We start from the raw sequence: 19399 nt of genomic DNA on the forward strand, positions 1-19399 counted from the left end.
CTCGACTTAGCGTGGTCGAACACCAAAGCCGGCGTTTTATACCGCTCGTGGGTTCCGGACTTAGCAACGGTGTTCTACCGAATGTGAGCGAACTGATCGATCTCATGAAAGAAGCCCTGCCGTTAGCGCAACGTCGCGACTTTGATCGAAGGTTGGCACCGGCTGTGGACGCCGGTGAGAAGTACCGGCAAGCGGCGACATTCGTCAAGCTCAGGATGGGCGACGATGCGGTCGCGAAAACAATCCGGCGTGCCGTCCTGCGAGCTTGCGACGACTACACGCGAAACTCTGGCCTTGCGACAGATCTTCCAGGGCCAAATGCATGCCGCCAGCTTGAACTAGAGGGCAACTGGACCATTCCCCGGGCTCATTTGGAACTCGCAAAATTCTACGCAAGCCTCCCGGGCGACATACGGGGTCCGATCGTAACCACAAACTTCGACCCTTTCATTGAGATGGCCCTGCGCCGTGTCGGCCTCGGCGCCGATTCCATACCGGTATCGCTCGACAACGCCCCCACACTCGACCACCTGAAATATCAGACCGGCGTGCCAGTGCTACACCTCCATGGGTATTGGACCGAAGGATCGCTGTCGAATACAGTTGCGCAACTCAGCCGCCCACAACCAACCGTTCGGGGCCTACTACGGCAACTTCTGACGAACTCCACGGTGTTAGTTTTGGGATATGGTGGATGGAACGACTCCTTCACGAGGGCACTTAACGAGCGAGTGATCGAGCGTGATCTCTATGAGTCGGAGATCTGCTGGGCGACCTACTCCAATAACGTTGCAGAAGCACAGAACATTCCGGCCATCGCATCAATGGCAGGCAATCCCGGTTTCAATCTATACCTGGGAATCGACGCGACAACATTGTTCGATGGAATCGAAGCAGCAGAATTTGAGGATGAGACGCCCGCACCAAGCCCTTACGGCTACCTTCGAATTCAAGGGACCCAAAAACCCCGCGCAACGCCCGCTGTCGAATTTGCCGATGGCGGCGAGCCGACTTGGGCCGACGCAAGTCCTGGAAGCTGGCCGGTGCTCAATGCAGCGGAAGAGTTCACTAGCCACGTACTCCGCCGAATCGATAAGGAGTCTGGTGGGACCGTGGCAGCGATTGGACCAGTCGGAGAGGGGAAGTCGATGGCTCTCCGTCAAGCAGCGGTCGCGGTTGCCAGCTCCAACCCCGACTGGGCAGTGTTCTGGCGGGATGCCGCAGCACCGATGATCGACGGTCGTTGGATCGAAGAGGTGCAATCTCGCTACGGAAATGTCGCAGTATTCGTTGATGAGGCCGACCTGGTCTTGCCACAGTTGCTCGCGACAGAAGAGGCGCGACTCGGACAGCCAGGTGTCATTTTCTGCCTGGCAAGTCATGATCGCCTTTGGTGGTCCCAAGGCGGCCATCGCTTCGAGAACGCCGACGTTACCGTGTTCAGCGGCCTCACCAAAGAGGACGCCGAGGCGCTTGCCGCGGCTTATGTGGCCAAGAATCTCGTCGACGCGGGCAGTTCTGAGAACGCAGTGACGAGCGTTGCCACGGAACTTCTTGAGGCCGCCGAACCAGGGCTCAGTGGCGGATCGTCGTCTCTATTCGGGGCTATTCTTGAGGTACGTTATGGGCCATTGCTCCGCCAACGCGTCGAGGATTTGATTGACAAGTTGAGCGCGGCCAAGATCGACGACGCACCTGCGCAGAGCCTGAGCGATATCTTCGGCGCGATCTGCCTGATTCAGGTCACATATGACGCTGGGGCGCGAAGTGGATTGGGTACGAGCAGGGTGATGCTTGCGGCGATGGCAGGGCAGGGCCGGCTCGCAACAGATCAGCGGGTACTCTCCGCGCTCGGAAAGGAGGCGGCGATTTCGTTTGCTGGCGATCAGATCTATGCGCGCCATCCTGCAATTGCGCGGGTCGCAGTAGATGTTCTGCGCGAGAGGGGTGAGTTGAAGCGTATTGCGGGAATCGTGGGCCGCATCGGCGGAGAATTGCGGCTGCACCCTGGCGTTGGCCGCGATCATTACAATCGTGCATATCTCATCTCAAGAGAACTTGAAGGCGACGAATCCGACCACGCTGCCTCAGGTGCGGTCAAAGGGGCCCACACTCTGCTCGAGCCTCGGATCACCAGGATTAGCGTCCTCAGGCGTACGCGAGCCGCCGACGCCCTCGTGTACGCGCAACGAGTGGCGGAGCATGCTGGTGAGTTCGAGGACTATTCTTCGGCGCTCCGGGTGTTCCTTAATGAGTACGCGAATGTCCTTATCGCAAATAGTCAATTTCAGAGCGCGCTTGGAGTTGCCGCGCTGGCGCTTGACGACGAGTGCGGGTATTACCTCGACCGCGCCCGTTGCGAATATGCGCTCGGGTCTGTTGCCCGCGCTGCCGATGGAATTCGGTCGCAGAACGCCGCAGCAGTGGGACCTGTTGTCGAGATCTCGCATCTCCTACTGACTCGAATATCCGGTCAGGATGTATCGAGCAGGTTCACGGGACCTCTTGTACGGAGCAGCCAACTGGACGTCTTGAAGGATCAATCGTCTTCGAAACTCTGTTCCGAGTTCTGCCTCGAAGTTAATCCATTCGCGCGAGCTGCAATATCAAGCCTTGGCCTTTCGGTCCCGGTAAATGGCACGCTTCGACTGGGCGACTTGGGCAGACTCGCCGACAGTCCCGCTCGAGCAGCACGCCGCGAAGGATAATGAGCAGCCTTCCTAGGCGAGTCTTCCAGCGCAATTGCGGTAGGCGGCAGGGCCTAACCGAAATGTCAGATCGACCAGCGGACGACGACGTCGGCGCGGTCGCGCGTCGCCCGGATCAGCTCGGCGTTGACCTGGTCCGAGCCGCGCGCCCAGCGGCGGGCGTCGTCGCGGCTCTTGCCGAAGGCGTGGTGGCGCTCCTCCAGCCGGGCGAGGCGGACGTCGTCGGGCGCGTCGAGGTACCAGACCTCGGCCATGCGGGCCCGGGCGGCAGGCCATGCGCCGGTCGGCGCGAGCAGGTAGTTCCCCTCCGTCACGACCAGCGGCACGTCGGACGCCACGGCCACCCCCGCGGCGACGGGCTCCTCGATCTCGCGCCGGAAGACCGGCGCGAAGACGGGCGGGTCGCCGGGCCGCGCGTCGGCGAGGCGGGCGACCAGCGCCGCGTATCCGGCGTCGTCGAACGTGTCGATCGCGCCCTTGCGCTCCCGCCGGCCGAGGTCCGCCAGGACGGCGTTCGACAGGTGGTAGCCGTCCATCCCGACCTCGACAGCGAGCGCCGGCCCGAGCCCGGCGACGACCGCGCGAGCGAGCGTCGACTTCCCCGCCCCCGGCGCACCGACGATCCCCAGGATCCGCCGCTCCCCCGGCACCGCCAGCCGTCGCGCCCGCGCGACGAGCTCCGCCGTCGTCGCCGCGACCGCCGTCACCCCTCGTCCCGCGAGCTGTCAGACCCCGGTCGGTCCAGACCCCCGTGCGGCTCTGACAGCTCGGGGAGATGGGCGAGCCAGGCCCGCGGCCCGACCTTTCGCACGCGCACGCTCGCGACGCGCACCGCGGCGGCGCAGGCGTCCGCCAGCCCTTCCCCGCGGGCGAGGGCCACGGCCAGCGCGCCGTGGAACGCGTCGCCCGCGCCGAGGGTGTCCTGCACGTCGACCGTCGGGACGGGCACGGTGCCGCGCTCACCGACCTCGACGGCGCCGTCGTCGCGCCGGCGCGGCAGGGCCCAGGTCACCGGGTCGCTGCCGTGCGTGACCACGGCGGCTCCCACACCGAGCACCAGCGCGCCGTGCGCCGCGTCGGTCGCGCCGGGCGCGACGTCCCGCGGGACGGTGAAGTCGGCGCTGAGGGCCGCGACGTCCGCGGCGGGCAGCAGGTCGGCGAACACGGGCCGCCACCGGCCGCCGTCCACCACGATCAGCGGCCGGGGCCGCAGGACGTCGACGTGCGCGAGCACGGCCCGGGCGATCTCGGGGTGATGGCCGTCGAAGAGGACGACGTCCGGCCGCGGCAGGCCCGCGAGCGCGTCCGGCCGCGGCGCGGGCACCTCGACGAGCGAGGCGTCGGGCGAGACCACCGACCGCTCGCCCGTCGCGGCGTCGACGAGGACCGCCGAGACGGCGAGCGGGAACTCCTCGTCCGGGCCCGCGACGTCGTGCACCTGCACCTCGCGGTCGTCGAGGTCGGCCCGCACCGCCTGGGCGATCGGCCCGGCGCCGAGCGCGCTGACGAGGATCGCGTGCGTCTCGAGGGCGGCCGCCGTGACGGCGGCGTTGGCCGCCGGGCCGCCGGCGGCGACGTCCTGCCGCGACGCGGTCACCTTCTCGTTCGCGCCCGGCCGTCCCGACGCCCGGTGCACGACGTCGAGCGTCGTCAGCCCGACGAACCAGCAGACCACCATCGACCGCTCCCTTCTGGCCTATGAGCGCCGACCGCGGGTCAGCGGCCGGTGCCGTCCACGGCGTGCGGCTCGATGGCGGCGATCTCGTCGTCGGTGAGCGCCGGCGCGGACAGCGCGGCCACGTTGTCCTCGAGCTGCGCCACGGACGAGGCGCCGATGAGCGCCGACGTCACGCGCGCGTCGCGCAGCACCCACGACAGGGCGAGCTGTGCGAGCGTCTGGCCACGGCCCTCGGCGACGGCGTTCAGCGCCCGCGCCCGGTCGAGGTAGGTGTCCGTGAGGTTCGACGACGACAGGAACGGCGAGTCGCTGCGTGCGGCGCGCGAACCCTCCGGCGCCGACCCGCCCAGGTAGCGCCCGGTGAGCAGGCCCTGCGCCAGCGGGGAGAAGACGATCGTGCCGACGCCGAGGTCCTCGACGACGTCGAGCAGCGACTCGCTCTGGTGTCCGTCGTAGGCGTCGTCACGGTCGGCGATCTCCACGTGCCGGTTGAACATCGAGTAGCTGGGCTGGTGGATGAGCAGCGGCACACCCAGGTCGGCGAGCACCTGCGCGGCCTCGCGCGTGCGCGACGGCGAGTAGTTGGAGACGCCGACGTACGTCGCCTTGCCCTGCTGGACGGCGGACGCGAGCGCGCCCATCGTCTCCTCCAGCGGCGTCGAGGGGTCGGGCCGGTGGTGGTAGAAGACGTCGACGTGGTCCAGGCCCATCCGCGTCAGGGACTGGTCGAGCGAGGCGAGCAGGTACTTGCGGGAGCCGTGGTCGCCGTACGGGCCTGGCCACATGTCGTAGCCCGCCTTCGTGGAGATGACGAGCTCGTCGCGGTACGGCGCGAGGTCCTTGGCCAGGTGGCGGCCGAAGTTCTCCTCCGCCGAGCCGTACGGCGGGCCGTAGTTGTTGGCCAGGTCGAAGTGGGTGATGCCCAGGTCGAACGCCCGGCGCAGGATGGCGCGCTGGGTGTCGAACGGGTTCACGTCGCCGAAGTTGTGCCACAGGCCCAGCGACAGGGCGGGCAGGTCCAGGCCGGAGCGACCGGTGCGGCGGTAGGTCATCGACTCGTAGCGGGCGTCGTCGGCCAGGTACCGAGGTGCGAGAGGCATGGCCCCATCCTCGCGCACCCGGCCGACGCGCCGCGCCCCCGGCTCACTCCGCCGGCCGCACCGGGAAGTTGGCGCGGAAGACGTTGTCCGGGTCCCAGTCGCGCTTCACCTCGCGCAGCCGGGTGAGGGTGGGCTCGGGGAAGGCGTCGGCGAGCCGCTCCGGCCGGGTGTCGGTGTCGAACGACAGGTAGAGCCCGTCCGTGTACGGCGCCATGACGTCGTCCCACACGGCGTCGAGCCGGGCCTGCGACGACGACATCGCGGACAGCAGGAAGTTCTGATGCCGGTGCGCGTACGCCGTCGCACCCTCGTCGACGTCGTTCGCGGCGCCGCCGGTGGCGCGCACCTGCAGGAAGTACGCCTCCCCGGACAGCGCGAGCTTCTCGAACGCGCGGGCGGTCGCGGCGTCCAGGTGCGCCACCAGCCCGGAGCGCACGGCGGGGTCCCCGCCGCCCTGGTGGTGCTTCTCCCCCGCCTGCACGACGCCCGCGTAGGGCAGCAGGTACGCCTGGTGGCCCAGCAGCGGCCCGGCGCCGGCCAGCCGCTCGAGCTGCTCGACGGCGGCGTCCGTGTCGTCGCCCGCCCACACGGTCATGAGCTGGGCGACCGGGCCCTCCCCACGACGTCCCGGCGACAGGATGAGGAAGCTCGTGAGCTCGCGCGGCGCGGACTCCACGACGGCGCCCCACCGCTCGAGGGTGCCCGCGACGTCGGACGCGTCGAGCGTCATCTGGGAGAACACGACGGCGCCCTGATCCCCGAGCGCCATCGCCTCGATCTCCACCCACGTGACGACGCCCAGGTTGCCGCCCGCGCCGCGCAGCCCCCAGAAGAGGTCCGGGTTCTCGTCGGCGGACGCCCGCACCACGCGCCCGTCCGCCGTGACCACCTCCGCCGCGACGACGTGGTCGATCGTCAGCCCGTACAGGCGGCCGAGGAAGCCGACGCCGCCGGCGGTGGCCAGCCCGCCCACCCCGACCCCGCCGGAGTCGCCGGAGCTGATCGCCCAGCCGCGCGGCGCGAGCGCCTCGGCGACGCGGCCCCACGTGGCGCCCACGCCGACGCGCACGCGCCGGGTGGCCTCGTCGACCACCTCGACCTGGTCGAGCGCGCCCAGGTCGACGACGATCCCGCCGTCGTTCGTGGACCGGCCGCTGATGCCGTGCCCGCCGGACCGGACGCCGAGCGGCACGTCCTGCGACCGCGCGAACCGGACGGCCTCGGCCACCTGCGCGGCGTCGCGGGGACGCAGGACGAGGCCGGGCGCCCCGGAGCGCAGGTAGTTGTGCCGCACCGCGTCGTACGCGCGGTCGCCGGGCTCGACGGCGGACGCGGCCAGCGCCGCGGGCACCGCGGCGTAGTCGATGCCGGGCCGGCGCAGCGCGATGGCCCGCCCGCCGCGCTGCGTCGCGGCGGGCGCCGTGCCCGACGTCGCCCGCTCGCGCGCCACCAGCTCGCGGACCGCGGGCGCGACCTCCTGGCCGTAGACCTGGATGAGGGTCGGGTCGTCGGCGGCGAGGATGACGGTGCCGATGCCGTCCTCGAGCGCGAGGGCCGCCAGCTCGTCGACCCACTGCTCCACCGGCCCCTGCAGGAAGCCCTGCGGCTGCGCGGTCACCGCGCCCTGCACGTTGAGCAGGCGCCGGATCTCGGCCGGATGGCGGCCCGCCTCCTCGGCGGCCTCGTCGATGATCGCGTGCCCGCGCTGCAGGTCGCCGTCCTCGAGGTACGCGAGCGACGGCAGCCAGCCGTCGGCCTTGCGGGCGATGAGGCGGAGCATCCGGGGCTTGAGCGCGCCGAGCCAGATCGGGACGTCGTGGGCGGGCTCGGGCCCGCGCTTGGCACCGACGACGCGGTGGTGGTCGCCCTCGACCCGCAGCGCGCGGCGCTCCCGGCCGTCCCAGAGGCCGCGGATGATGTCGAGCGCCTCCTCGAGCGCGTCGACGGACTCCCCCGGGGTCAGGCGGGTGCCGCCCATCGCGACGATCGGGTCCCAGAACCCGCCCGCGCCGAGGCCGAGCGCGGCCCGCCCGCCGGACAGCAGGTCGAGGGACGCGACGGCGCGCGCCAGCACGGCGGGCGGCCGCAGCGGCAGGTTGAGCACGTTGCCCGCGACGGTCACCCGCTCGGTCTGCGCGGCCACCCACGACAGCAGCGTCCAGGTCTCGAGGAACCCGGGCTGGTACGGGTGGTCCTGGAACGTCACCAGGTCGAGCCCGGCCGCCTCGGTGACCTGCGCGAGGCGCACCGGCTGCTGCGGGTCGCGGTTCGTGGGGGTGAGGAACGTGCCGAAGACCAGGTCGTGGCCGTAGTCCGTCATGCGGGACCTTTCGCGGGAGGACCGCTCCCGTCGTCCGGGAGATCGTCTGTCGCACAGACGATATCAGCGGCAACTCTTCTGGCGAGCCGCGCATTCCGCTTACGATGGCACCGTGAGCACCACCGCCGACCCCACGCGCAGCACCGCGGAGACCGCCGCCGGCCCGGACGCCCCGTCCCCGCTGGGCTGGTCGCTGGCCGCGCTGCTGCGCGAGTGGAGCACCCGCGTCGCCGCCGCCTGCGCCGACGTCCCGCACGGCGGGCGCGGCTACGAGGTCCTCGCCGCCGTCACCCACGACGCGCCGCCCACCCAGGCGGCGCTCGCCGCCCGGCTCGGCATCGACCGCACCGTGATGACCTACCTGCTCGACGAGCTGGCCGGCTGCGGCCTCGTCGAGCGGCAGCCCGACCCGGCCGACCGGCGCGCCCGCCGGATCGTCGTGACGGACCACGGCCGGGCCGTGCTCGCCGACCTCGACGCCCGCGTGCGCGTCGCGGAGGACGAGCTGCTCGCCGGGCTGGACCTCGCCGAGCGCGACGCCCTGCGCCACCTGCTCGTGCGCGCCGCCACCGGCGCCGCGCCGGGCGACGACCGTTGCGCCGTCGTCGCGCGCGTCGTCGACCCGTCCGCGTGACCCTGCGAAAACCCTTCCAGAACGCGATCTGCCGCGGCATCCGAGCGGATGACGCGGCAGACCGCTTTCTCGAGGGGGAGCCGGGTCAGCCGCCGATCGCGGCGCCGACGTCCTTGAGGAACGCGTCGGCGGCCTCGTCGGGCGTCATGCGCTCGAACAGCACCTCGGTGTTGATCCGGATCATGATGTCCTGGATCTCGTTCGCGCCGTTCGGCGGCACCGCCGGGTTGTCGACGATGTCGGGCTCCAGGGCCGCCATGAAGTCCGCGACCTTCTGGTCCGCGGCCGCGAGCTCGGGCAGGATCGCCTCGCGCACCGTCAGGTTGGCCGGGAGGCCGCGGTCGGTGAGCTGCAGCTTGGCGACCTCCGGGTCGTTGAGCAGGAAGTCCACGAGCTTCGCCGACTCCTCCGGGTGCTCCGTCTTCGCGGAGATCGAGTAGTACATGGCCGGCTTGAAGTACATGCCGGTGCGCTCGAACTCGGACTCACCAGGCAGGCGCAGCAGCTCCAGCTCGTGCCCGGACGCGTCGGAGAGCGCGCCGAGCTGGTTGGACCACCACACGCCCATCGCGCCCGCGTTGGTGCCGAGCAGCGAGCCCTCGGGCCCGGCGTTCTGGTACTCCACCGACCGCGACGCGTCGGGCTGGCCGCCGTTCGCCATGAGGTCCAGCGACGTCTGGAAGAACTCCGCGACCGTCTCCTTCGAGACCCCGAGGGTGCCGTCCGCGTTGTAGAGGGTCTCGCCCTTCTGCCGGGCGAGCACGTTGAGCCCGGCCTCGTTGAAGCCGTAGTCCTGCGCGCCCCAGACGCCGTCGCCGGCACCCTTCGAGATCTTCCCCGCGATGTCGACGTACTCGTCCCAGGTCCAGGTCGTGTCGTCCGGCATCTCGACGCCGGCGTCGGCGAAGATCTGCGGGTCGGCGACCATCGCGTACGCGTTGACGCCCGTCGGGATGCCGACGAGCTTCCCGTCGACCTCGCCCGTGCTGAGGATGTCCGCAGGGATCTCGGAGGTGTCGACCCCGGTCATCTCGCCGATGACGCCGCGCGACGCGTAGTCGGAGAGGTAACGCTCCTCCTGGGTGATGACGTCCGGGGTGTCGCCGCCCGCCGTGGCGGTGGCCAGCTTGTCCCAGTAGCCGTCCCAGTCGGTGTAGTCCGGCACGACGGTGATGCCGGGGTTCTTCTCCTCGAACAGGTCGATGATCTGCTGGGTGGTCTTGTGCCGGTCGTCCGACCCCCACCACGCGAAGCGGATCTCGACGTTCCCGTCGCCGCCGCCGTCGTCGTCGGACGGCAGGGCGCCGGAGTCGCCGGAGCAGGCGGTGAGGGCGAGGGCCCCCGCCGCGGTGAGCGCGGTGAGCGCGACGCCGCGGCGTCGTGCCGCCCGGGTGGCTGTGACTCGCATGAGGTTCTCCTTCGAACGACGGGTGCGAACTACTTGATGCCGGTGGTGGCGATGCCCTTGACGAGGTACTTCTGGCCGAACAGGAAGACGAGGAACACGGGGATCAGGGACACGATCGACATCGCGAACAGCGGCCCCCACGAGCTGTTGCTCGTGGCGTCCACGAAGGTCCGCAGCGCGATGGGCACGGTGTACATGTCCGGCTTCGTCAGGAAGATGAGCTGGCTGAAGAAGTCGTTCCACGTCCAGATGAACGTGAAGATCGCGGTGGTGGCGAGGGCCGGCAGCGACAGCGGCAGCATGATCCGCAGGAAGATGCGCCCGTGCCCGCAGCCGTCGAGGCGGGCCGCCTCGTCGAGGTCCTTCGGGATGCCGCGGAAGAACTGGACCATGAGGAACACGAAGAACGCGTCCGTCGCCAGCAGCTTCGGCACGATCAGCGGCAGGAACGTGTTGATCCACGACAGCGACGAGAACAGGATGTACTGCGGCACGATGATCACGTGGATCGGCAGCATGATCGACATGAGCATGATCGCGAACCACAGGTTGCGGCCCCGGAACTTCAGCCGGGCGAACGCGTAGGCCGCCATCGAGCACGAGACCAGGTTGCCGAGCACCGAGCCGAGCACGACGATCGCCGAGTTCAGCAGGTAGTGGCTGAACGGGTCGAGCAGGGCGTTCCAGCCGTCGGTGTAGTTGCCGAAGTCCCACTCGGTGGGGATCAGCCCGGGTTCGCGGAAGATGAGCTCGGTCGGCTTGAACGAGCTCGCCAGCATCCACAGCAGCGGGTAGAGCATGACGAGCCCGAAGGCGATCAGCGCGACGTGCCGGAGCACGCGGCGGACGGCGGCCCAGGCGCGGCCGCGGGGCGGACGGCGCTCGGGGTAGGTCGCCGCCACCTCGGAGAGCGTGGGGCGGGGACCGGCGGGGTGCGACTCGGGGCGCGGCTCGGTGCGCGCGGGAGCGTCAGTCATCGTAGAAGACCCAGAACTTGGAGGCGAGGAAGTTCACGGCGGTCATGCCCGCCACGACGAGCAGCAGGAACCACGCCATCGCGGACGCGTACCCCATCTGGTAGGAGCTGAACCCCTTCTCGTAGAGGTACAGCGTGTAGAAGAGCGTGGAGTCGACCGGCCCGCCCGTGCCCCCGCTGACGATGAACGCCTGCGTGAACGACTGGAACGCCCCGATGAGCTGGAGCACCAGGTTGAAGAAGATGATCGGCGTGAGCAGGGGCACCGTGATGCTGCGGAACCGGCGCCACCGGCCCGCGCCGTCGATCGACGCGGCCTCGTAGTACATCGCCGGGATCTGCCGCAGCCCGGCCAGGAAGATGATCATCGGCGCGCCGAACGTCCAGACGTTCAGGATCATGAGGGTGCCGAGCGCGTAGTCGGGGTGCGACACCCAGCCGACGCCCTCGATCCCAAAGAACCCGAGGACCTGGTTGACGAGGCCGTCGGCCCCGAACACCTGCCGCCAGAGGATCGCGATGGCGACGCTGCCTCCGAGGAGCGACGGCAGGTAGTAGACGGACCGGTAGAACGCGAGGCCGCGCAGCCCCTTGTCGAGCACCATGGCGAGGGCGAGCGCGGCGGCGAGCTGCAGCGGCACCGAGACGAGCACGTAGGTGAAGGTCACCTTGAGCGCCTGGAAGAAGCGCGGGTCGGAGAACATCGCCGTGTAGTTCTCGAGCCCGATCCAGCCGGGGGCCTCGAGCAGGCTGTAGTCCGTGAAGGACAGGTACAGGGACGCGACGAGCGGGAACGCCGTGACGAGGACCAGCCCGACGAACCACGGGGCGAGGAAGAGCGCCGCGGCCTTGCCGTCGCCCTTGCGCCGCTCCCGGGCGGCCCCGCGGGTGCGCGCGACCTCCTGGATCACCGCCATCGCGGCACCCGGCCGTTCGTCCGGCCGCGCACGCTGCCGATCGGCGTGCTGGTGGCTGTCATCGCCGGCCTCCCGATCTTCGTCGATCTGAGGGCTTCCAGTGCTCCAGCTCCTGGAAACCGGTTGCTTCTCGGGAACGTACCACGAGAGGAACCGGTTTCCAATGGTGTACCGTCGGCTCGTGAGCCCGAGGAGGCATCGATGCCTGAGCTGAACGTCCGGCGCCCGTCCGTCACCATCGCGGACGTCGCCGCCGCGGCCGGCGTCTCGCGCGCCACGGTCTCCCGCGTGATGAACGGTCGCAGCACCGTCGACCCCGCCATCGCCGCACGCGTGCAGGAGGCGGCGATCGACCTGAACTACCGCCCCAGCAACGTCGCGCGCAGCCTGTCCCTCGGGCGCACGGAGACCGTCGCGCTCGTGGTGCCCGACCTGGGCAACCCGGTGTTCCAGCAGATCCTCCGCGGCGTGACGTCCGCCGCCGCCGAGGACGGCTACCGCGTGCTCGTCGCCGACGCCGCCGAGGACCCCTCGGAGGAGGCGGCCATCGCCCGCGAGGCGCGCATGCGCTGCGACGCGCTCATCCTGGTCGCGCCGCGCATGCCCGGCACCGCGCTCGACGCGCTGCTCCCCCTCGTGACCCCCGCGGCCGTGATCAACCGCGCCGTCGAGCACCCGGCCACCCCCAGCCTGGTCATCGACTACGAGGACGCCACGGTCCAGGTCGTCGAGCACCTGGTCGACCACGGGCACCGCCGCCTCGCCTACCTCGCCGGCCCGCGGGCCGCCGCCACCGACGTGGCACGGCGCACCGGGCTCGCCACCGCCCTCCGGCGCCACCCGGACCTCGAGATCGTCGAGCTGCCCGTGGGCGCCGACCTGGCCTCCGGCCACGCGGCCGCGGGCGAGGTGCTCGCGAGCCGGGCCACCGCCGTCGTCGCCTACAACGACCTGGTGGCGTTCGGCCTCCTGGCCGCGCTCAACGAGGCGGGCGTCGCCGTGCCCGGCGACATCTCGGTGGCCGGCTTCGACGACATCGACCTCGCCCGGTACGCGACGCCCGGCCTGACCACCGTGTCCGTGCCCCAGGCCGAGCTGGGCCGGCAGGCGTGGCGCGAGCTGCACGCCGTCATCGACGACGACGCGCACGCGGCCACCACCACCCGGTTCACCGCCCGCCTCGAGGCCCGCTCCAGCACCGGGCCGGTGCCGCGCGGCATCGCGCGGGCCGTCGTCACGGAGCCCGAGCCCGCCGCGGCGCCCGAGGCCGACGTCGTCGACCCGGGCCCCACGTGGTCCGTGGAGCCGCGCGAGATCGTGCTGCGGCACACCCGCGACCGGGTGCCGCTGGCGCGGTACGTCGACGGCGAGCGGCTGCCGGCCATCCACTCCCCACGCCCGTACCTGCACCCGGTGCACTCGCTGGCGGGCGTCGCCCTCACCGAGTCCGAGCCGGTGGACCACCGGCACCACTACGGCGTGAGCGTGGCGGTGCCCGACGTCAACGGCACGAGCTTCTGGGGCGGCCGCACGTTCGTGGCCGACGTCGGCCCCACGCTGCTGCCCAACCACGGCCGCCAGGTGAGCACGCGCGCGGAGGTCGACCCGCTCGCGCCCCACGTGCTGCACGACACCGTGCGCTGGGACGACGAGCACGGCGAGCCCCTGCTCGACGAGCAGCGTCGGCTCGGCGCCCGCCTCCTCGACGACGGCACCTGGGTGCTCGACTGGCGCACCACGCTCCACGCGTCGTACCGGCCGCTGGAGATCCGCTCGCCCGCCACCAACGGCCGGCCGGGCGCCGGGTACGGCGGCGTCTTCTGGCGCGCGCCGATGTCGCAGAGCACGGTCGTGCTGTCGCAGGCGGGCGAGGGCGAGAGCCTGGCCCACGGCAGCACCTCGCCCTGGGTCGCGTACGTCCAGCAGCACCACGACCCCTACGCCGAGGACCGCCCGACGACGCTGCTGCTCGCGCAGACGTCGCCGCCGCGGCCCTGGTTCCTGCGCGCCGCGGAGTACCCCGGCGCGGGGCCGGCGCTCGCCTGGGACACGCCGCTCGTCGTGCCCGCAGGCGGCACCGTCGAGACGGGCGTCGTGGCCGCGCTCGTGGACCGTGCGCTCGACCACGACGAGGCCGCGGCCCTCGCCGCCACGCTGCGCTGACCCTCCCGGCAACCCCGGCACGACACGGACAGGACGACGATGACCGACCCGACCTCCGACGGCTCTGCCACCCGGATCGCCCCGCAGATCGCGGTCGTGGGCCTCCACGGCCACGGCGCCTCCCACGTGCGCCGGGTCCTCGAGCTCCAGCGCGCCGGAAGGGCGCGGCTCGCCGCCGTCGTCGACCCGCGCGAGCCGGGCCCCGGCCACGACGCGCACGACGCCGGGGCGCCCTGGTTCCCGACGCTCGGCGACCTCCTGTCCACCCCGCAGGCGCGGGTCGACGTCGTCGTGCTGAGCACGCCCATCCCCACGCACCTGCGGCTCGCGCGCGCCGCGATGGAGGCGGGCATCGACGTGCTGCTGGAGAAGCCGACGACGGCGTCGCTCGCCGAGCACGCCGAGCTCGTCGCGGTGGCCGAGCGGACGGGCCGCCGCTGCCAGGTGGGCTTCCAGACGTTCGGCTCGCACGCCCTGCCCGCGGCCGCGGACCTCCTGGCCCGGGGCGAGATCGGCGAGGTGCAGGGCCTCGGCGCCGTCGGCACCTGGGTGCGCACCGCGTCGTACTGGCAGCGCGCCGCCTGGGCGGGCCGGCGCCGGCTCGACGGCCGCGACGTCGTCGACGGCGTGGTGACCAACCCGCTGGCGCACGCCGTCGCGACCACCCTGCGGCTCGGCGGGGCGTCCACCGCGCAGGACGTCGCCTGGGTGGACACCGACCTGTACCGCGCCAACCCGATCGAGGCGGACGACACCTCCTCAGTGCGGGTCAAGGACGCCGCCGGCCGGCGGTACGGCTTCGGCCTCACCCTGTGCGCGGCGGAGCGCACGCCTGCGCGCGTGGTCGTGACCGGCTCCCGCGGCGAGCTGGTGCTCGAGTACGAGCACGACCGCCTGCTGCTGCGCACGGACTCGGTCCAGATGGACAAGACCTACGGGCGTGCCTCCCTGCTGGACGACCTGCTGGCCGCCCGTGCCGACGACCGTCGCCCCCTGCTGTGCGACGTCCGCGACACCGGCGCGTTCATGCGCGTGCTGGAGGCCGTGCGCACCAGCGCAGACCCGACCCCGATCGCGCCCGAGCACGTCGAGTGGCAGGGGGACGGCGACGAGCGGCGCCCCGTGGTGCGCGACGTCGAGCGCTGGTGCGCCGAGGTCGCGCGCACGCAGCGCACGTTCGCCGAGCTCGGGGCCCCCTGGGCCGGCTGACGCGCCACACCTCCCCGGCCGACACCGTCGTCGGACGGGTGACCGCCGGAACGAAGGAGTTTCGCACCATGTCCCAGCCCTCCCCTGTCCTCCCGGGCGGACGTCGGCCCCGCGCGGCCGCCGCCCTCGCCGCCGCCGCGCTGCTGGTCACGGCCGGCGCCGGCGCCGCCTCGGCCCACGGCGGGCCCGCCGGCCACGGCCATCCCCCGCGCACCGACCTCGGCCGCCAGGTCGTGACGCCGGGCGCCGACGGCTGGGCGTCGGTCGCCACGACCACCTCCCCGGAGGGCGTCACGCGCGACGCCGCGCCGGTCACCGGCGGCGCCGCGGCCGCGGCGTCCGAGGTGTACGTCGTCGACACGTGGGCCGAGCTGCGCGACGCCCTGGGCGGCCGCGCGGGCGCGGACCTCGACGACGGGCGCGGGCTCGAGGTGCCGCGCATCGTCTACGTGCGCGGCACGATCGACGCCTTCACGGGCGCCGACGGCGCGGCCCTGGGCTGCCAGGACTTCGCCGACCGGGTGCCGGTGGCGGGCACCGGCGACCCGTTCTCCATGGACGACTACGTCGCGGCGTACGACCCCGCCGTCTGGGGCACCGAGGAGCCCGCGGGGGCGCTGGAGGACGCGCGCGTCGCGGCCGCCAAGGTCCAGGCCGCGCAGACGCAGGTGCACGTCGGCTCGAACGTCACGATCGTCGGCGTGGGCGACGACGCCCGGGTCGTCGGCGCGAACCTGCGGGTCCGCGACTCGCACAACGTCATCGTGCGCAACCTGACCCTCTCCGACGGCCGCGACTGCTTCCCGCAGTGGGACCCCACCGACGGCGACCTCGGCAGCTGGAACTCCGCCTACGACAACCTGTCCGTCTGGACGTCCACCGGCGTCTGGGTGGACCACAACACCTTCGACGACGGCGACCACCCGGCGTCGTCCCTGCCGCAGGTGTTCGGACGGCCGTTCGAGATCCACGACGGCCTGCTCGACGTCACGCACGGCGGCGACCTGGTGACCGTGTCGTGGAACCGCTTCGAGTCCCACGACAAGACGATGATCATCGGCTCGTCCGACTCGCGGCTGCAGGACCGCGGCCAGCACCGCGTGACGATCCACCACAACCACTTCCAGGACATCGGTCAGCGCGCGCCGCGCGTGCGCTTCGGCGACGTGCACGTCTACGACAACTCCTACGAGCAGTCGAGGGCCTCGACGTTCCAGTACTTCTGGGGCGCCGGCAAGGAGTCGAGCCTGGTCGTGGAGAACAACGCGCTGCGCCTCGCCCCGGGGGTCGAGCCCGCGCGGGCCGTGGGCGCCTACGGCGGCACGATGCTGCGCGAGACCGGCACGCTGGTGAACGGTCGCCCCGTCGACGCCGTCGGCGCGTTCAACGCCACGGCCGACGCGCCGCTCGCCGACGACGCCCGCTGGACGCCGTCCGACCACTACCGCTACCGGCTGCTGCCCACCCGGGCCGTGCCCGCCGTGGTGGACGCCGGTGCCGGAGCGGGCGTGCTCCGCTCCACCCCGCCGAGGTAGCACGAGCCCCGCCGAGGTAGTACGCCCCGCGCCGAGGTAGTGCCTGACCACGGGCCAGGAACTCCCTCGGCACGGGCGCTGCTACCTCGGCGCAGAGGTCAGAGGTCGATGCCGAGGCCCAGGTCGTCGAGGCGCACCGGGTCGCCGGTGGCCAGCGAGCGGTTGCCGGCGTAGCCGATGCCGGACGCGCGCAGGCCGTCGCGGAAGCCGGCGGCGCGGCCCAGCGGGTCGGCCTCGGTGCGGCCGCGGAAGACGTCGGCCAGGAGCAGGGCGTCGCCGCCGCCGTGGCCGCCGTGCCCGACGGCGACGATCGGCCGCTCCTCCGCACGCTCCCAGTGCTTCTGCACGACGAGCCGCTCACCCTCGGGGCGCACCGTGTCCTCGCCGAAGGTCGCGGTGAAGCTCGGGTCCACGGTCGCCTTGCCGTCCGCGCCGAAGACGACGGACCCGCGCTCGACCACCTCGAGCTCGGCGCGGCCGCGCGAGCCGTTGACGACGACCCGGTACCCCTCCCACGGCGCGCTGGCCGTGAGCGAGTAGGTGAGCACCGGGCCGCCGGCGTACTCGACGACGAGACCGAGGGTGTCCTCGGTGGTGATGCCCGCGTCGAAGACGCTGCGGTCGCGGCGGTAGCCGTCCACGGCCTGCGCCTCGGGACCGTACAGCTCGGAGAGGTACGGGTCGGCGTCGACGTCGATGCGCCACGGGTCAACGCCCTGGTCGTTCAGCGCCTTCTCCCCCGCCGTCGGCTCGTAGCCGGACGCGTGCGCGGCGTCGTCGCCGTAGAACCGGCGGCCGCCGCTGGCGAAGACGCGCTGCGGGACGGCGTCGATCCACCAGTTGACGAGGTCGAAGTGGTGGCTGGACTTGTGCACCAGCAGGCCGCCGTTGTTGACCTTCTCGCGGTGCCAGCGGCGGAAGTAGTCCGCGCCGTGCACGGTGTCGAGGGCCCAGTCGAAGTGGACGCTCAGCACCTGCCCGATCTCCCCGGACGCGATGACCTCGCGCAGCGCGGAGTTGCGCGGCGAGTAGCGGTAGTTGAACGTCATCGTGAGGTCGCGGCCCGTCTCGGCGACGGCGTCGGCGATCTGCCGCGCCTCGTCCTCGGTGGCGGCGATCGGCTTCTCGACGACGACGTCGACGCCCGCGCGGAGCGCCCGGGAGACGAGGTCGGCGTGCGTGTTGTCGACCGACGTGACGACGAGGCGGTCGACCCGCTGCTCGTCGAGGGCCTTCTCCAGGTGGTCGGGGTGGTAGACGGGACGCTCGCCGCCCACGGCGGCGGCGACCTTCGCTTCGTGCACGGCCGCGCGCACCGGGTTGGGCTCCACCCAGGCGACGATCTCGCCGTCGGCGGCGTGGTCGCCGATCAGAGCGTTCACGTACATGCCGGCACGGTGGCCGGCGCCCGCGACGGCGTAACGGCGGCGCCCTTCGTCGGTCGAGCTGCCGGCGGGGGTGGGGACGGAGGGCATCGTCGATCTCCTTGGGTGTCGCCACGACGGCGACGTCGGGTAAGCGGTTTCCGCCAGCCTACCCGAGCGCCGCCGTCCTCCCCACCCCCGCGAGGTAGTTCCCTTCGTGCCGAGGTAGTCGGGATCTCGCCGAGGTAGTACGGATCTCGCCGAGGTAGTACTACCTCGGCGGAATCCGTACTACCTCGGCAGGGTTGGTACTACCTCGGCAGAGCCCGTACTACCTCGACGGGGTGATGACGACCTGGCCGGCCCAGGTGAAGCCGCCGCCGAAGCCGAAGAGCAGCGCCGGCGTGCTCGCCGGGATCCTGCCGGAGTGCCACCACTTGGACAGCCCCATCGGGATCGACGCCGCCGACGTGTTGCCGGACTCGGTGATGTCGGTGACGACGACGCGGTCCTCGAGCCCCAGCGACTTGGCGAGCGGCTCGATGATGCGCAGGTTGGCCTGGTGCGCGGCGAGGACGCCGATGTCGTCCAGCGTGAGCCCGGAGGCCTCGACGATCCGGCGGGCGCGGTCGGCGGCGCGGGTGATGGCCCACTTGAAGACGGCGCGGCCGTCCTGCGCGAACTTCTCCTGCGGCGCCTCGATCACCACCGCCGGGGTCAGCTCGGGCTCCGAGCCCCACACGACGGGCCCGACCGCCGGCGTGTCGGTGGCCTGCAGCACGACCGCGCCCGCGCCGTCGGCGGTGAGGATGCAGCTGCTGCGGTCGGACCAGTCGGTCACGGCCGTGAGCTTCTCCGAGCCGACCACGACGGCGGTGCGCGCGGACCCGGCGCGGATCGCCTGGTCGGCGACGCCCACGGCGTACGCGAAGCCGGAGCACGCCGTGTTGACGTCGATGACGGCGGGCCCGACGACGTTGCGCAGGTCGGGCACCTCCTCGCCCTCGGGGGTGCTCGCCCCGGGCTGGACGCCGGTGCGCAGCGCGTAGGCGACGCGGCCCGCCGTGTTGGGCGACCGGTCGAACGCGGTGGTGGTCGCGACGACCACGAGGTCGACGTCGGAGGCCGCGACGCCGGCGTCGTCGAGCGCGTGCCGGGCGGCCCCCGTGGCCATGTCCGCGACGGTGACGTGGTCGGCCGCGACGTGGCGGGTGACGATGCCGGTCCGGGAGCGGATCCACTCGTCGTTGGTCTCGACGAGCTTCGCGACGTCGTCGTTGGTCATGACCCTCTCGGGCTGGTGGTGCCCGAGGCCGACGATGCGGGACCCGGCGGCGCCCGCCGGCAGCGTCAGGGCGGGTGCGGTGGACTCACTCATGGGAGCGAT

General features: G+C 71.8%; 14 protein-coding genes. 5 read left to right on the forward strand and 9 right to left on the reverse strand.

The genetic code is table 11. The features are described from left to right. The first annotated feature begins 83 nt into the window (after positions 1 to 83). A complete protein-coding gene (locus tag ACQP6G_RS14000; RefSeq protein ID WP_429765061.1) occupies positions 84 to 2708 on the forward strand; it encodes a P-loop NTPase in 2625 nt (874 codons plus the stop codon). Positions 2709 to 2773: 65 nt separating this feature from the next. Here the strand turns inward: ACQP6G_RS14000 and ACQP6G_RS14005 are convergent, their stop codons facing one another. From ACQP6G_RS14005 to ACQP6G_RS14020, 4 genes are read right to left on the reverse strand one after another with little or no spacing between them, the layout of a single operon-like run. Next, a complete protein-coding gene (locus ACQP6G_RS14005; protein ID WP_429765063.1) occupies positions 2774 to 3415 on the reverse strand; it encodes a nucleoside/nucleotide kinase family protein in 642 nt (213 codons plus the stop codon). Then, positions 3412 to 4386, reverse strand: coding sequence for a PfkB family carbohydrate kinase (locus ACQP6G_RS14010; RefSeq protein ID WP_429765064.1), 975 nt, complete (start codon positions 4384 to 4386; stop codon positions 3412 to 3414). The genes ACQP6G_RS14005 and ACQP6G_RS14010 overlap by 4 nt, the downstream gene beginning before the upstream one ends. A 38-nt stretch (positions 4387 to 4424) precedes the next feature. After that, positions 4425 to 5486: an L-glyceraldehyde 3-phosphate reductase gene (gene mgrA / locus ACQP6G_RS14015; RefSeq protein ID WP_429765066.1), complete on the reverse strand. Its 1062-nt coding sequence runs from the start codon at positions 5484 to 5486 to the stop codon at positions 4425 to 4427. A gap of 43 nt (positions 5487 to 5529) precedes the next feature. Continuing rightward, the gene (locus ACQP6G_RS14020; RefSeq protein ID WP_429765068.1) at positions 5530 to 7806 is read right to left on the reverse strand and encodes an LLM class flavin-dependent oxidoreductase; all 2277 of its coding nucleotides are present in this window, start codon (positions 7804 to 7806) and stop codon (positions 5530 to 5532) included. Between the two features lie 112 nt (positions 7807 to 7918). On the opposite strand from ACQP6G_RS14020, the gene ACQP6G_RS14025 reads away from it, so the two are divergent. Next, positions 7919 to 8440, forward strand: a complete 522-nt coding sequence (locus ACQP6G_RS14025) for a MarR family winged helix-turn-helix transcriptional regulator (protein ID WP_429765070.1) — start codon at positions 7919 to 7921, stop codon at positions 8438 to 8440. Positions 8441 to 8525: 85 nt separating this feature from the next. On the opposite strand, the gene ACQP6G_RS14030 is transcribed toward ACQP6G_RS14025, so the two are convergent. The 3 genes from ACQP6G_RS14030 to ACQP6G_RS14040 are packed head-to-tail and all read right to left on the reverse strand — an operon-like array spanning position 8526 to position 11741. After that, entirely contained in the window at positions 8526 to 9848 is a 1323-nt protein-coding gene (locus ACQP6G_RS14030) for an ABC transporter substrate-binding protein (protein ID WP_429765071.1), read from the reverse strand. Positions 9849 to 9877: 29 nt separating this feature from the next. Next, positions 9878 to 10825, reverse strand: a complete 948-nt coding sequence (locus ACQP6G_RS14035; protein ID WP_429765072.1) for a carbohydrate ABC transporter permease — start codon at positions 10823 to 10825, stop codon at positions 9878 to 9880. Then, positions 10818 to 11741 (reverse strand): carbohydrate ABC transporter permease, encoded by a 924-nt coding sequence (locus tag ACQP6G_RS14040; protein ID WP_429765074.1) that lies wholly within the window; start codon positions 11739 to 11741, stop codon positions 10818 to 10820. The genes ACQP6G_RS14035 and ACQP6G_RS14040 overlap by 8 nt, the downstream gene beginning before the upstream one ends. 201 nt (positions 11742 to 11942) lie before the next feature. Between ACQP6G_RS14040 and ACQP6G_RS14045 the strand changes: the two genes are divergently transcribed. The 3 genes from ACQP6G_RS14045 (at position 11943) to ACQP6G_RS14055 (ending at position 16648) form a co-directional block, all read left to right on the forward strand. Further along, positions 11943 to 13904: a DUF6807 family protein gene (locus ACQP6G_RS14045; protein ID WP_429765075.1), complete on the forward strand. Its 1962-nt coding sequence runs from the start codon at positions 11943 to 11945 to the stop codon at positions 13902 to 13904. A 39-nt stretch (positions 13905 to 13943) separates the two neighbouring features. After that, positions 13944 to 15113: a Gfo/Idh/MocA family protein gene (locus ACQP6G_RS14050; RefSeq protein ID WP_429765076.1), complete on the forward strand. Its 1170-nt coding sequence runs from the start codon at positions 13944 to 13946 to the stop codon at positions 15111 to 15113. 68 nt (positions 15114 to 15181) lie between these two features. Next, complete coding sequence (locus ACQP6G_RS14055; RefSeq protein WP_429765077.1) at positions 15182 to 16648, forward strand: pectate lyase family protein; 1467 nt, start codon at positions 15182 to 15184, stop codon at positions 16646 to 16648. Between the two features lie 98 nt (positions 16649 to 16746). Here ACQP6G_RS14055 and ACQP6G_RS14060 read toward each other — a convergent pair whose 3' ends face one another. Together ACQP6G_RS14060 and ACQP6G_RS14065 are read right to left on the reverse strand one after the other, a co-directional pair. After that, positions 16747 to 18123: a Gfo/Idh/MocA family oxidoreductase gene (locus tag ACQP6G_RS14060; RefSeq protein WP_429765079.1), complete on the reverse strand. Its 1377-nt coding sequence runs from the start codon at positions 18121 to 18123 to the stop codon at positions 16747 to 16749. Between the two features lie 220 nt (positions 18124 to 18343). Continuing rightward, complete coding sequence (locus tag ACQP6G_RS14065) at positions 18344 to 19390, reverse strand: beta-ketoacyl-ACP synthase III (RefSeq protein ID WP_429765081.1); 1047 nt, start codon at positions 19388 to 19390, stop codon at positions 18344 to 18346. Positions 19391 to 19399: the final 9 nt, after the last annotated feature.

Origin of the sequence: Isoptericola nanjingensis, assembly GCF_050311635.1 — a bacterium.
Taxonomy (GTDB): Bacteria; Actinomycetota; Actinomycetes; order Actinomycetales; family Cellulomonadaceae; genus Isoptericola; species Isoptericola nanjingensis.